Here is a 13576-nt window from a genome sequence, read left to right as displayed (position 1 = left end):
AGAAGGCAGGAAAAGTTTCCTGACCTTCTGTATTCGTTCATACTTCTATGGATTAATAATATCATTGGTTTTATTCGGAGTTACTACGGTTTCTAAATGAATTCTTCTGATTGCCCTAAGTGAAAGTAAAATCTCATCTCCGTAGGGTGTTAATGTCCAGTATGCAGCAGTGTCATTCACACTTCTTTGTTTCATACTCCGATTTATTAATCCAAGAACTCTTAATTGAACTTTAATAGTTTGAAATGTGTAACTATCAAGTGTAAAGTTAGACGCTTCACTCATATTCAAGGACTCGTCATTTGCGATTTTAAGATATTCTGACTCATATATTAATTTATTTATAAGTTCTATGATATCTTCTTCGGAGGCTTCGTTCATAAGAAGAGGACCAACATTTTGAAATATTTTATTCCAACTCCATATTAGGTTTCTTTTGTATCGGTAATATGATTGAGCTCCTTTCTTTCTTCCTGTAAAAGTGTAAACTATTTGAAATAAATCTTCCCCCTGAGCAAACTCCTCACTTTTTTCAGGAGCTTTAACTTTGACCTGATCTAACTCATCTTTTAATCGATCAACTTGATTTTTAAGTCTCAATATTTCTTTAGAAGCACCGTCATCTGATATTTTGTCAGCCCTTACCCATCCAATAGCAGGGTTTGATTTAATAAGTTTAGTTAAACTTCGAGAGACAACCGAGCCTAGTTCTATGGGATTTGACCAGTACCGAACTAGTTTTTGTTGAGTCAAAGTTCTGAACAATTCCAACTTTTCTTTTCCCTCTTTTTCTTGCTCCGTTCTGTTATTGGGTAATTCTTGTGGGTCTTTATGAATAAAGGCTATTGTAGGTTTTCCTACTTCAATCGCGTATCTGTACTCCATTTCAGTATAACTTATTCCTTGTGGGCCAATAGATCCATATCTTCCGCCTAAAACGACAATGTAATAATCACTGTCATCAATAACACTTTTTATTAAAGTCCATTGGTCGTCATTTGTCGCTGGAAATAATTCCATACCTGAAGGCATACAATCCAATTCTAACAGCGCCTGCATGATTTCTTTTCTCTCTTCTTGCAAATCTTTATAGGTTGAACTTACAAATACTTGATATCTTTTATCCAATGCCGTCACCCCATGCCTTATGATTATTTATCATACCATATATTAGGAGATTAATTTCTTCGTATTGCAACACCTCCAATACTAGGAAACATTAAGAAAAATATTTGCTTTAAATATACATACCATTAAAAAACGTCCCTCTATAAAGAGCGGACGGTTTTTAATTTAGCTAATTTGCTCAAAGTTGTCTAAAGCAAACCAGTGGCTTATATGTTTGTAAAAGAAAACAGACTCAAGTCCATTTTTCCTCATGAAATATTCACCAAAAACCCCAACATTTATTTTCATTACTGCTAAATCTAGAGCACCATTAGTTTGAATGCTTACTCTTTTAGGAAGAAGCGAATTAGGATCTTTACAATGAATTGGATCGCTTATGACTCCATGTTTTCTACAATTAAATGGTCTTGCATCATATATAGTACAAGCGCCTTTATTATCTAAAAAAGCACATGGGCTTTGTTTATAAAGATAATTTCCTTTTATGGATTCATCCTTTATAACAGCTTCAAAAGAAGGAGAGTTTCTCATATTCTCTTTTATTTTTTTGTGTAATTTAAGTTGCTCATCTTCTGAGAATGAATCAACTACAAATCTTCGAATGTTTTCAGCTTCGATTGGGCTAACATCAACATATAAGTTGCAACATGATGTACAGCCTCTGCTACAAGAAACTTTGGAAGAAACTTCATCATAGGATGAATCATAAAGACCATACAGTTCCTGAAGTGCTTCAACACCTTCTGACATGGATATCAATTTGAAATCACTATGTTTAGCATTTTCTGTTTCCTTTATGGTAATATTCTCATTACCGAGTAGTTTCTTAAAGGGGAGTAGGTTGATTTTTTCCGAAAGTATATCCAAATTTTCTTTATTCACACGTACTTCTTCCCCTAAGTAGTTCATTCCTAAAAGCGGTTGTAATTCATCCCGAATAGCACAACACTTCTTATACTTCTTTCCGCTTCCACATGGACAGGCATCATTTCTTCCAATTTTCTCAGCTCTAACTACGTTCATTTGTACACCCCAAATTCCAATTAGTTGTCATCTATCAATTTAACACTTCCACACAATGGAAGTATGAGATGTTTGTTACAACGGAGGGCTTATTAGCATTTTTTAAACCACATCATTAATGCCTTCTGACTGTTACCCCACCAATAGATGGAAGCATAATGTGTTCAGGTTCCTCAACCATAAATTCACCGAATGTAAGTACATAAGCATCTGCTCTGTCAGGAGATTTCAGGCCGCGTTTCTTCATATCGTCCTTGCTCTCCAAAATCATTTTCCCTTTTGAAGTCATTCGCCACTTCCTTGTGGCTAACTGTGAAATTAGAATATCATCATCCGGCAATTGCATAACTCCAGGATCTCCGTTGATGAAGTTGGCTAGATTGGTTTCCAAGTCTGTTCTGATTGACTGCCACATCTCAGTGACCAGGTTGGCGCAATACTCATCTAGCGATGATGAGCCATTATTGACTGGCATAACCTCCCAGCCATAACCTTCTTCGTTAATGACTTCGATCAGCCGATCCGTTACGCCGCCGCCAACTCCAGTATCATCGACATTAAACTTCACATTCTCAACCTCTGGATATTGCAGCAGCATGTCTTTAGCCAATCGTATAGCATTACCGACAGTAACCATGGTGCTTTCTTTAAAATGGCTATGCTGTCCGACCGTCTTTTTACCTATGCCAGCATACATAGCTGTTTCGTCGTCACCATAACGGGCAACGTCCACACCAATAACTAAAGTTGTTCCAGTTGCCTTGATCTGTACTTCTCTTGCTGCATGCTCTGCTGCTTCAAGCGTAATGAAGGTTCCAGCCTCACCTCGTGGGAACTGACCTTCAACTCGCACACGGTAAACGTCACTGCCTTCCCCGTACTTGCGCTTGAGCATTTCAATGTTTTCTTTGCTTGTTCTTGGGCTATCCAAGCATGAAACCTGATGTGTTTTGTAGATTGATCGATCTCGGTTATGAGAATCAAAAAAGAACCCACTCGTTTTAGTTGGGTTCCCACACATGAATAGCTTATTATATTCGCCGGACAGTGTACCGAAGATGGCTGCCATAATTCGATCATCTACCCCAGATGCTTCATCTACTATGAACAGCATGTAATCCTCATGGAATCCCTGCATGTTCTCCGGCTTGGTCGCAGTTCTTGCAGTGGCAAACCATCGTTCCTCATGGTTCTTCATGTACACTTTAGTTTTGGTCCATTTGAGGATTCGCTTTAGAATGGGACTCTTTGATTGCCACTTACTGATTTCAGCCCATAGAACATCATTTAGTTGCTGCCTCGTTGGTGCTGTACATACCACTCGTGGATATGGGAAGCAACAAAGAAACCATAAAGCTATAGCTGCTTCAAGAGCAGTTTTACCAACTCCTTGCCCTGATCTAACAGTAACGAAACGATTGTTGGCTATATTGTTTGAAACCTCTTCTTGCCATTGATCAGGAATAAAGTTAAGAATCTCTTTAAAAAAAGTTTTAGGACTCTTACGATATACCGGAATTCTCATTTTGAATGCTGACATCCGTTTTGTAATACTATCTTCTCTCATAACATCGTAACCTCCTGTCATTATCTGTACTTAAGGAAGAGCTTCCTGAACAAACGAAAAAGCGCCTTTGGTAGACGCTCTTATCTATCTCTAAAATTGAATATCTACAGCTTAATATTGATCCGATATATTTTCCCTCCGTAAATACTTCTAAATTAATTCAATTTTGCAGGGAAATAATTCGTTATTGTTGGGCCATCAGCAAAGTCATATGATTACCATATCATCTTCTGTTAATGTATTGTCAATCTTTCTCCAGCTAATTCCTTCACAAAATCGTCTGTAATTTGTATGAATTTACGGTTTATGAAATCCAATCTTTTTTTCGAGTAAAAATGTTTCAAAGCAAAATTTTTAAATGATGTTAATGGTGCCAGTTTTGCCTTATTGTCAAGAATCCGAAATAATGGTCTTGATTCTTTGTTAGTAGTAATGGCCAGTAACCATTCGTATTCCTCTATATCCATATGATAAAAAGCTTTAATTGGTATTTCAAAAGAATCAACAAGTTTTTTGTTAATCGCATCTATAAAAGGAGGAAGCGTTGCAATTGATCCCTGTGTTACTGCAAGTAAATAAATTTGGTCTACACCATCTAAAATTGGGTGACCTCTATCGGACAATTTTTTCATACAATTATGTAGTTGGACTATTGGCTCTTCAATCATTTTTCCTAAATCAAATTGAATAGTTTCAGGGTTACTACTTATGAGTGAATCTAGTTTTAATCTTCTATTTTTAGCTTCTATTGCTAAAAGTTTATTCCCCAATTTTATAATGCAGTCTGGAGATCTATTTCCTCCAAAAGTGAACTCAGATATAACTTCATATGGTATTGATGATAGTGACCCCGCTTCAGTTGTAATTAAATCCACATAATTCTCGAAGCATCTTCCTATAAAACTTATGATTTGCTCGCTCTCCTTCGAAAAACATTCTCGGATTTTATAAAACAGCTGATTGTATACCTTTTCAAAAAGAAATTCTCGATTGATTGATAAATAAAGTCCGTCACTCAATTTTAGTAGTGGATTTTCTCTAAATAATTGAAAGTTCCAACTCATACTGATATTTTCTCGAGACCATTCTCTAGCTTGCTCCATATTAACTGAGAGCTCTTCGAGTATCAGTTCCATTTTTTTCACAAGTAGAAATTCTGAAAAGTTGTCTATGCTCTTAGCAGCTGAAGGCTTAATGATATCACCTTCTACTATAAAAGAAGTGTGAATTGCAAAGAGTATAGCTAAGTATTCTTTTATCGTATATCCATACTTTTTTAGAAATTCAGTATTTATATCTATAAATTCTTTTTTGTTGAACAACTGAACTTCACGAGCGACTTCATCATACAAGATAGAGGCCCTAGCTAAAGTTGCGACTGGATCTTGTGAAGCATTAAAGTTGATGTTACTAAAGAAATCATATAGGAGATTTTGATTTTGATTTTGATTTTGATTTTCATCTTCGTATAAATAATCAGAAATAATTAAATTGAGATAAAGTATAATATATGTACCTGTTTCTAAATTTATATTGACATTTATCTTCTCAAAATCCCCATGTGCTAATACCCATTTCCATACTGACAATAAACCTTGCGGTGTATATAGGATTCTCTCATCGAACCTATCTCCAATATTTGATAAATCCAAAGATTGGTGTTCTAAAAAGGCAATGAAGCCCGATCTTATGAATTTATTTTCCATTTCTATAGAGTTCATTTGAGATAAAACTGTAATGATGCCACCAAGAGGGAGATCATAAATAAAATCAACTAATTTTCTCTTGTCATATTTAACACCGAAAAGGTCACTGTAAGTAGCATATACACCTACTGGATCAAGCGATTTTTTTGACATGTCTAGCTCCCTTTGAAAGTCATTTAGCACATTATAAATTATTACTAGATATTTAACTTACCCAACTTACTCACTTACTTACCCCCAGGAATCAGCGACACCTTAAAATTTTATGCAAGAAATAAATCACACAATTACAAACAAACGTTCCGGTAATTCCAATTATGTTAGAATAATACTGAACGCAGGAAACTATTAATAATGAGGTGAGTTAATGCCCAGAAAAAACGGGTTTTCGATTAAAGGTCTCAAAAATTTACAAAAAAGAACCACTCAGATGCAAAAAGACATCCAGAAGCTTGAACAACAAAAAACAATCAGTTTCGATGAATTATTCGTACCGCATTTTATGCGAAAACACACTAAGTTCAACACGTTTGACGAATTATTAAATGCTGGAGGATTCGAAGTGAATTCGCAGGAAGATTTTGCAGCTATACCCGATGATGCTTTTGACGAGCATATTGCCAATCATACTAGATTCAGAAAATGGCAAGCTATGTTGGATACTGCGACATCCGAATTAATTGTCAGAACACTGAAAATGTAATTTGCAATATCCTGTGCTCATTATGATAAATTGCTTTATTGTAAAGTGAAAACCGCATACACTCTGTATGAACTCATCATTTATTTCTCATTCTATTCTTTCAGGTCGTTCTCAGGACTGGCCTGAAAGATTTAAAACGAACTCAAACTCAAAACATGAACGAAAAATACTTACTTTTGTATATTTGTTCTAACAACTTTATCAAATAGATAATTAATAGAAATATTTTAAAAGCGCTTCTCATATTTTATATATGAAGTTATGTTCAAATGCATTATCAATACACAAGATTCAAAATAATTATAACACTTAAGTCCCCTGACCATGTTAATCAGACGGAAATCTCACTGTAAAAAACACCTTAGATTTTCTCTTCACCAGAAGTATCAAGTGCTGTAGCACCTTCAAATGAAACACTTAAATTTACAGTTCTACTAAGCTGTTTCTGAATTTCTGATAGTTTATCTGGTAAGTTATAAACATAATCTAGGATTACATTTGTAAATTTTATCATCGATTCTATTAATTCTTCGGAGAATTCCCTCTCATCACCATGAGCAGCCGCATTTCCTAGATCTCTTAAAACAGAGGTCATTTCGGTTAATATTGGAGGTAGTACCCCTTTATCAGATAAGTCCTTCAATTTAAGATAAAGGGTTTTCCCAGACGCTCCTTTATCCTTGCACATCATTTCAAGAGTTCGGCGAATGCCGATAGCACATAGTGTCCCCTCAACATTTTTAATTCGTAAGGCTGCTTCAAATGAATTTTTGACATTTAGGGGAATTCCACTTTCATCCAGTGAAACGTTTGGGTAGAGAATTGTTTCTGTCGGAACTAAATCGTAATTTTGATCATCACGCTCTTCAGTGTTTTTTGTAGTCTTCAGAAGTGTTACGTTATCACAAACGGGACAGAGATATACGTCCCACTCCGTATAAAACGTTATAGAATATTGATTCCCATTAAAACTTTCACTCTCGAATCGATCGAAATGTGCTATTTGCCTCATTTGTGTTTTATTGGCACAATGGTAACAGACTAGAACATGGTAGATTTCTTCTTCACTAATGATGATCAACTCGCCCCTTCTACTTTAATAGACTTGGTATGTCGGCATTTTGGAAAACTACTGCAACCATAGAACTGACCTCTAGCACTGTTACGAAGAACGAGATTGTGGCCACATTTCGGGCAAGTCATTTCATCCACTGGTACTTCTGAGATAACAGTCTTAGGCGTTGGTGCTGCACCTGGATTCATCGCAAGAATCATTTCAATCAATGCATTACGATTAATAAGCTTCACCCGATTAGACTTCGCCAGTTCATAAGCAGCTGTTGTATAATCATTATTTGATACGACCCATGCTTCAACAGCACCGTAATGTGCAATGGATGCCTGTGCCTCCTGTACCGCCTTGATTCCCACATTCTTGCTGTAACGTTTGGCTTGAACAACGATCTTTTTATCTTCTTTTCGAAGGATCAGATCCGCACCATAATCACCGGCAGCTTTCGTTACTTCTGTCTTATAACCCTGACCTCGGAAAAGATGACCTAGATACTGTTCGAACTGAATACCATCCATTTTATCGATATCAGCGATTCCAGATTTCTTCAGGCGTTCATTATGCTTCATCTTCCTAGAAATTAAGAAAGCAATTACAACAGCAACAACGAGAACACACACAATGATTGAAGCTTTAAAAGATTTTGTTAACAAATAAGTTAACCCAAGCGATCCTAATGCCGCTAGACTCATGACACCTTGAATAAATTCTTCTTCCTGCTTCGCTTTACTCTTCCTTCTTGCCATCTGAAACCCCTCCGAAAGTCATTCGTATAATCCAATATTCGCCATAAAGGAAGAATTACCCTCTTGTGATGTCGAACTTTGAACCTAAGAAAGAATAAGAACAAATGACTTTTCAGCATGTAGTTCCAAACGGTGACGGCTGGGCTACAAAAGGTGAAGGGAATAGCAAGGCTACTAAAATAACTCACACTAAAAGCCAGGACCATTGCCAAGAATTAGGGCTCTGAACTAATCGTTCACGGTAAAGATGGAAAGATCCAAAGTAAAGATACCCATGGTAAAGATCCATATCCCCCCAAAGGATAAAGAAATAGAGCTGCTAATAATGTTTAGCGGCTTTATTGCAAAGTGGCCTAGTAGGGGTTATCGTTTTCTTCGTATCTCATCGTTCCTTATTTTTATGCGAGAGGCTAGTTTCTCCTTTTCATCATACGCGTCTCTAATGCAGGCGCTTAAACTTGAAAGCCATTTATATCTCATTAGAAAGATCAAGAACAGGAAAAGAAAAGGAATGATGATACCTGCAAGCATATAGTTTTGCTGATCTTGCAATTCTCTTAAAGCAATATTGTAATCTTCACTATCTTTATCTATTTGCTGTACAAGCGCTAAAAGGATATTGTATTTTTCTTGAGCATTTGCAGCATTATTAAGATCTTCCCTTGCGACCATTGTTCTTAATTCATGTTTCCAATCGACTGTTTTTATTGATTGTTGCAAGTAAAACGTTAACGGAGCTAATATAGTAGACAGTATAAAAGTGGTGATAGCAATAATTAGATTTATTTGTTTTCCGAACTCTACTTGAGCTTCTATTCCAGATTTTAACGTCAAGATTTCATCTAAGGAGTGTTCCTGCACAACTTTTTTTCTGACCCGAGTTGAAGTGTTTAATGAAATGCTTCCAAAAATCCATAAAAATCCTGTTGCTCCGTAATCTGAACGCAAGCTTCGACTAGCAGTATCATATCTAAATTGTTTTTCTATGGTAATCCCTCCTTACTCCAAATATCGGTAACTTAGGAAGAATAAATAAATCGAATTGCAGGACCTACTAGTAAGTTCATCAAGACAGCACAATTGGATTGCCTCCCCTTTCGTTTCTTAAGTCTGTCCATCATCTGTAACTGCTGTTACCCACTCATCTATAAGATCGTCATCAGAATCACCGCCGCCGTTTTTAATCCTTTCAATTTCAAGTTTTGTTTTCTCAATCTCGATCTTCATTTTATCTAACTTCAAACGGCGCTCATCTTTTTCATGTGCAATCTCAATAAATTGCTTTATTGCTGATCTGAGTTCCTTCATAACGGTAGCCTCTGCTTTTATGGCGCTGTTGTATTTATCCCAGGCGTGCTGATACTCCCACTCTTTTTCATCCCCGAACATGCCAGGCTTATTCTTTGTTAAAACTTTCGTAACATCTTTCTTGTCTTTAACAAAAGTGATACGCCTACCCCAGATAAGTCGTTGATACAGACTAAGAACGTTCTCCCAGATCATATCTGCTGGGCTCATTGTTTCTACAATCTCACGTATCTCCATAAATTCGGGGTCCTGAGGCATGAACTTACTAAAAAAACCGTGCTTGAGCGCCTTCTGATTTCCTTCAGGGCCACCTTTTCCACCTTTGTTTCCCTTAGCGTTTTTGTTTCCCTTCTTTGCTCCACGGGGTCTGCCTGATGCTGGTATCTCGTCCCACTTTTCTTCTCTTCTCCACCTCTGAACCAATGAAGGATTGAGACTGAGTTCACCTGCGATTTCAGTCATATTTTTCGTTCTACCACTCTTCAACCATATCTTTAGTGCCTTTTCTCGATTCGGGCTTTTATCTCTTGTCAACTTTCTTCACCTCGGTATAACTACGTATTTGAGTTGGATTCACTTTTGAAAGGTCTAAATTGGTCAAACGTTACTAATGAAAATAAGCCTTCGAAATCTTCGAGGCTTGGTTAGGTTGCTGTATTCTACTAATAATTGGTAATTGAATTCACTACAGTATATATTGTATGTCATTCGTAAAGTGCGGATTTCCCTTGATGTGATTTGTTTTGTTCTTTATTCCCCAAATTGAATTCATCATTGCCCTATTATAGTGAATTCATTAGAGCTCAAAGTCCTCTAAAGCATCGTCTAAGGTGTCTTGGAGTAGTCCGACATACCTCAAAGTTATCTTTTCTTCCGAGTGGTTAAAGTGATCCATTAGTAACGCTATGTCTTTCGTTTCGAGGTACAATCTATATCCGAATGTCTTTCTCATAGAGTGGGTACCGATTTCTTCAAGATCAAGTTCTTTGGCTGCACCTCTTATTATTTTGTAGGCCATGTTTGGTGAAATAGGCTGTGGTTTACCTCTTTTACGTTTTCTGCTTGGAAACAAATATTCGAAATCTGCTTTGTCTTCGATATAGGCATCAAGAGCTTTACGAAGTGATTTTCTAATCAATACACTCTTTTCCTTTTTGGTCTTTTTCTCAATGATTGTTATGTGTGTCCCCTTAACATCGCGCACCGTAAGGGGAAGTATATCTGAAATACGAAAGCCTGTGTTGATTCCAATAAAAAACATGATGAAGTCACGAATGTTCTTGAAGTATAAATATTTTTTCATGGCATCCAGTTTTTTAGGATCTCGTATTGGTTGTACGAACTTCATTTCATCACCTCCAATTTAGTGTTAAGGAAAAGTTTCCTGAGCATAAAAAAAGCGCCTCATCGGGCGCTCTTGGGTAAAGATATATTTGTTATATGTAAAACGTAACATGATATAAGTCTGGTTTTACTACGTGTTATAGTGCTAGCCAAGAAGTTGTTTTTTATAAAATATAAGATTCATTATATCAATACTTGTCTTTTTCATAGTTTTTATGAATTGAAATAAATATTTCCTTTAACAAGACTATGACATCATTTATTTCATCAGTTATCTCCTCATAGAGACCTCTCTTGAAGTTTATACTATCATTCTTAAAAACATCATCAGTCAATGGATTAAATTCAAAGATATACTCTCCAATGTCTATATATCTATCCTGATAAATTTCTGACAGGCTAAACAAAAGGGGTGTTCGATAATCTTTTAATATTGAATTGTATAACTCCACATTTTCATATTCTTCTATCATTAATTTATCAATATTTTCAATTTTTGAAAGATATCCCTCCATATACGTATATGGTTTAGGGTATGTGTACTCCACCTCCTCGACATCATACTCGTTTATGCGTTTGAAAACTTTGAAATCTTGCTCTCCGTAACTTCCCCTAAGAAATTCTTCAAAATTTAATAAAATGATGTCTTTAGCAATCGAATAATGATCAATAGTTTTTAGTAAATCGATTGACTCCTTAATTCTATTTAGTTTCATACTTAATTTTGTTGGTAAAAATTCGTATGGCGTGTTTAAAATTTCATCCGTAATAGGCATTTCAAATCTTCTATTTAATGATCTCCAATAAGAATCTTTCTTACAATCTGATAGTATATTGTTAAATTCTTTATTAATAGGAATATATATATTTTTCTTTCTCTCCAGAACTGATTTTTGTTTAGATGTATATGAATTTACATTGAATGCTACTAGAACAGTAATAAGTCCCCCCAATAATGTCGATATTAAGGTTTTTATTATATCTGGTTGGTCTGGTTTAAAATAAAAATAAATAAACGTAATGAGCGCAATTAATAAAACGATAACTAAAACCCTTAGTTGCTTCCACACAGACGTACCCTCACTTTTTTTTTCTTAATTTTAATATCTATTAATGAATATGTATATATTAAGTATCTTCACCTATATAATAGATTGTGATTGTGATTTCTATAATTTACGGAGGTGTATCTATTGGGGATTAAAGAAACTATTAATCATGGAAATAAAAAATATGGAATTGGTGATGGACGTTTTTGGGTTTTTGATCATCAAGGGAACAATTTATATCAATTCCCAATTAAACAAGTTCATTATACCATTGGTAGAAATGTAATTAGTGAACAAGTCTCCGAATTCACAGTCTTCTTACCGAATGGTGAAGAAGTAAGATTTGTAGAATCCGATAAATTAACTTTTTTTGTTGATGCCTTTGTGTTAGAAAGCTCCTTATAATTTGTATATATTGTAAAAACAGTCGATGATACTAAGGGAACACTCCCGATAGGAGTGTTCCCTTAGTATGTGCCTCCGCGGAAGGCCATCGACTGTTTTTTGATACGCTTATTTATCCGTAAGCGCTTCGGTATGATATTTAATATTAGGCGGTAATTTATATTAAGCGGCTACCGCTAATCCGCCATGCCCCGGCTTGGGCAACAATGTGCACCTTTAATACTTCGGGGTATTCCCCTCTGTGCACTGTCTCCATTTAGTAGTTCGACCCGGTTATTTATTTACGTATCCGGTTCACGTTCTCGATCCATATCTTTAGCCGCTGAGATCACGGTTGCCCAGGAGGTGAGTGGGTATGAGCTGCGGTGTGATATGCCCGTCACAGTTACCGCAACCAGATATGGAATATTTCTAGAAGCATTCGCTTCTGTATCTTTATTATATTTGGTGTAGAATACAGTTACGCTACGGGTTTATCCAAAGTAATTACCGTAGCAGGCCCAAGTAAATATTTTGCGTAGAACATATTAATACGTGCTAAGATCATCCTGGATTAAAGCAAGTCCCACCTATGAAATAAGTGGACTTGTTCAGCTTACAACGTTATCCAGAATGCTCGAAACTGAACCAGCCTAACCGGACGGTGTAGGTCAAATTTTACTCCTAGCAATATTATAGATTCAAGGAAGCAATATAAAGGTGCGTGTTGCTCTTCAGGTAGGCCCTTAATTAAGGGTCTATTTATCATTTAGCTACTATGGCGCGAGGCGTCCCAACACACTATCTTCGCTATTCCATTTAACCCACGTCATATTTGTGATTTTATTCTCTCTATGCTAAAAGCTGCATTTTGTCTTATATTCTCTACACCGTATCTATTGAATACTAAATAAGTTACATACTCTCTTTGATCAGGATTTAAGTCATCAATAAAATACTTAGTCTCTATTATTTCAGTTTGTATCCATTGTTTTGAATTATCGGGTGGCGATGTTTTATGCCAACCACTAATTACGTATGAATAAACTGAATTCGAATAGTTCCAAATACTCCACTCTTGACGTGGCTCTCGACCATAATTTCCTTCTTGCCAAATCTTGGCGCCTGTACTGAGGGAATTGATGCAAATAGCTTGTTCCCATCTAGGTTCATCTCCAATAGCATCAGTTCTTATAGAAGCTCGGTAGTTTGCTGGAACCTCAACTACCACTGAGTTTTTTATATCTAGTGTAGAGACACTGCTATCCGGGCCATAGCCGGAAGGATACTCTATATTAAAGGGCATATAAACACCTCATCCTTTTATTAGTTACCTTCAATATGTACCAAATAAGAAGTATTATGCATCTCCCCACTCATCCCTCCTCGATAAAGTATTAACCTCATGAAGTAAGTGTCATGCTAAACCGAACCGTCTGCCCCAGCTACTGAGAAATATACCAACAAAAGTGGTAAACGAGTAACTTAATAGTAATAATTGGTTTATTAATTTTTCATTGTTAGGGGATTATATAAGATGAAAATA

The 13576-nt window shown here is 36.1% G+C and carries 15 protein-coding genes; 4 read left to right on the top strand and 11 right to left on the bottom strand.

The features are described 5' to 3' along the window. Positions 1–45: 45 nt before the first annotated feature. The 4 genes from MHI27_RS11935 to MHI27_RS11920 all read right to left on the bottom strand — a co-directional run bounded on the left by MHI27_RS11935 (position 46) and on the right by MHI27_RS11920 (position 5577). The gene (locus MHI27_RS11935; protein WP_405176342.1) at positions 46–1128 is read right to left on the bottom strand and encodes a DUF4062 domain-containing protein; all 1083 of its coding nucleotides are present in this window, start codon (positions 1126–1128) and stop codon (positions 46–48) included. Between the two features lie 165 nt (positions 1129–1293). After that, on the bottom strand, positions 1294–2151 hold the full coding sequence (locus MHI27_RS11930; protein ID WP_405176341.1) for an SEC-C metal-binding domain-containing protein: 858 nt from the start codon (positions 2149–2151) through the stop codon (positions 1294–1296). Between the two features lie 115 nt (positions 2152–2266). Continuing rightward, entirely contained in the window at positions 2267–3718 is a 1452-nt protein-coding gene (locus MHI27_RS11925; RefSeq protein WP_405176340.1) for an AAA family ATPase, read from the bottom strand. A 233-nt stretch (positions 3719–3951) separates the two neighbouring features. Continuing rightward, complete coding sequence (locus tag MHI27_RS11920; protein ID WP_405176339.1) at positions 3952–5577, bottom strand: hypothetical protein; 1626 nt, start codon at positions 5575–5577, stop codon at positions 3952–3954. A gap of 214 nt (positions 5578–5791) precedes the next feature. Between MHI27_RS11920 and MHI27_RS11915 the strand changes: the two genes are divergently transcribed. Next, entirely contained in the window at positions 5792–6127 is a 336-nt protein-coding gene (locus MHI27_RS11915) for a hypothetical protein (RefSeq protein WP_405176338.1), read from the top strand. A 361-nt stretch (positions 6128–6488) separates the two neighbouring features. On the opposite strand, the gene MHI27_RS11910 is transcribed toward MHI27_RS11915, so the two are convergent. Continuing rightward, positions 6489–7208 (bottom strand): DUF4145 domain-containing protein, encoded by a 720-nt coding sequence (locus MHI27_RS11910; RefSeq protein ID WP_405176337.1) that lies wholly within the window; start codon positions 7206–7208, stop codon positions 6489–6491. Then, a complete protein-coding gene (locus MHI27_RS11905) occupies positions 7205–7945 on the bottom strand; it encodes a restriction endonuclease (protein ID WP_405176336.1) in 741 nt (246 codons plus the stop codon). Before MHI27_RS11905 ends, MHI27_RS11910 begins: the two co-directional genes overlap by 4 nt. Positions 7946–8049: 104 nt before the next feature. Between MHI27_RS11905 and MHI27_RS11900 the strand changes: the two genes are divergently transcribed. Then, the gene (locus MHI27_RS11900; RefSeq protein WP_405176335.1) at positions 8050–8172 is read left to right on the top strand and encodes a DUF2188 domain-containing protein; all 123 of its coding nucleotides are present in this window, start codon (positions 8050–8052) and stop codon (positions 8170–8172) included. Between the two features lie 4 nt (positions 8173–8176). After that, entirely contained in the window at positions 8177–8251 is a 75-nt protein-coding gene (locus MHI27_RS11895; RefSeq protein WP_405176726.1) for a hypothetical protein, read from the top strand. Between the two features lie 57 nt (positions 8252–8308). On the opposite strand, the gene MHI27_RS11890 is transcribed toward MHI27_RS11895, so the two are convergent. The 4 genes from MHI27_RS11890 to MHI27_RS11875 all read right to left on the bottom strand — a co-directional run bounded on the left by MHI27_RS11890 (position 8309) and on the right by MHI27_RS11875 (position 11667). Then, positions 8309–8893: a hypothetical protein gene (locus tag MHI27_RS11890; RefSeq protein ID WP_405176334.1), complete on the bottom strand. Its 585-nt coding sequence runs from the start codon at positions 8891–8893 to the stop codon at positions 8309–8311. A gap of 156 nt (positions 8894–9049) precedes the next feature. Beyond that, positions 9050–9787 (bottom strand): phage terminase small subunit, encoded by a 738-nt coding sequence (gene terS / locus MHI27_RS11885; protein ID WP_405176333.1) that lies wholly within the window; start codon positions 9785–9787, stop codon positions 9050–9052. 262 nt (positions 9788–10049) lie between these two features. Then, a complete protein-coding gene (locus MHI27_RS11880; protein WP_405176332.1) occupies positions 10050–10601 on the bottom strand; it encodes a tyrosine-type recombinase/integrase in 552 nt (183 codons plus the stop codon). A gap of 184 nt (positions 10602–10785) precedes the next feature. Next, positions 10786–11667, bottom strand: a complete 882-nt coding sequence (locus MHI27_RS11875) for a hypothetical protein (protein ID WP_405176331.1) — start codon at positions 11665–11667, stop codon at positions 10786–10788. Between the two features lie 123 nt (positions 11668–11790). Between MHI27_RS11875 and MHI27_RS11870 the strand changes: the two genes are divergently transcribed. Beyond that, the gene (locus MHI27_RS11870; protein ID WP_405176330.1) at positions 11791–12051 is read left to right on the top strand and encodes a hypothetical protein; all 261 of its coding nucleotides are present in this window, start codon (positions 11791–11793) and stop codon (positions 12049–12051) included. 808 nt (positions 12052–12859) lie between these two features. Here the strand turns inward: MHI27_RS11870 and MHI27_RS11865 are convergent. Further along, a complete protein-coding gene (locus MHI27_RS11865; protein ID WP_405176329.1) occupies positions 12860–13336 on the bottom strand; it encodes a hypothetical protein in 477 nt (158 codons plus the stop codon). Positions 13337–13576: the final 240 nt, after the last annotated feature.

The organism is Paenibacillus sp. FSL H8-0261 (assembly GCF_045040645.1).
Classification (GTDB): domain Bacteria; phylum Bacillota; class Bacilli; order Paenibacillales; family Paenibacillaceae; genus Paenibacillus_AQ.
The sequence above is the reverse complement of the archived record's forward strand: the minus strand, read 5'-3'. Positions and strand labels throughout refer to the sequence as shown.

Excerpts from the sequence above, each read along its gene's own strand:
- MHI27_RS11925 (WP_405176340.1), bottom strand. The coding sequence starts at position 3,718 with ATGAGAGAAGATAGTATTACAAAACGGATGTCAGCATTCAAAATGAGA.
- MHI27_RS11930 (WP_405176341.1), bottom strand. The coding sequence starts at position 2,151 with ATGAACGTAGTTAGAGCTGAGAAAATTGGAAGAAATGATGCCTGTCCA.
- MHI27_RS11900 (WP_405176335.1), top strand. The coding sequence starts at position 8,050 with ATGACTTTTCAGCATGTAGTTCCAAACGGTGACGGCTGGGCTACAAAA.
- MHI27_RS11880 (WP_405176332.1), bottom strand. The coding sequence starts at position 10,601 with ATGAAGTTCGTACAACCAATACGAGATCCTAAAAAACTGGATGCCATG.
- MHI27_RS11905 (WP_405176336.1), bottom strand. The coding sequence starts at position 7,945 with ATGGCAAGAAGGAAGAGTAAAGCGAAGCAGGAAGAAGAATTTATTCAA.
- MHI27_RS11920 (WP_405176339.1), bottom strand. The coding sequence starts at position 5,577 with ATGTCAAAAAAATCGCTTGATCCAGTAGGTGTATATGCTACTTACAGT.
- MHI27_RS11915 (WP_405176338.1), top strand. The coding sequence starts at position 5,792 with ATGCCCAGAAAAAACGGGTTTTCGATTAAAGGTCTCAAAAATTTACAA.
- MHI27_RS11865 (WP_405176329.1), bottom strand. The coding sequence starts at position 13,336 with ATGCCCTTTAATATAGAGTATCCTTCCGGCTATGGCCCGGATAGCAGT.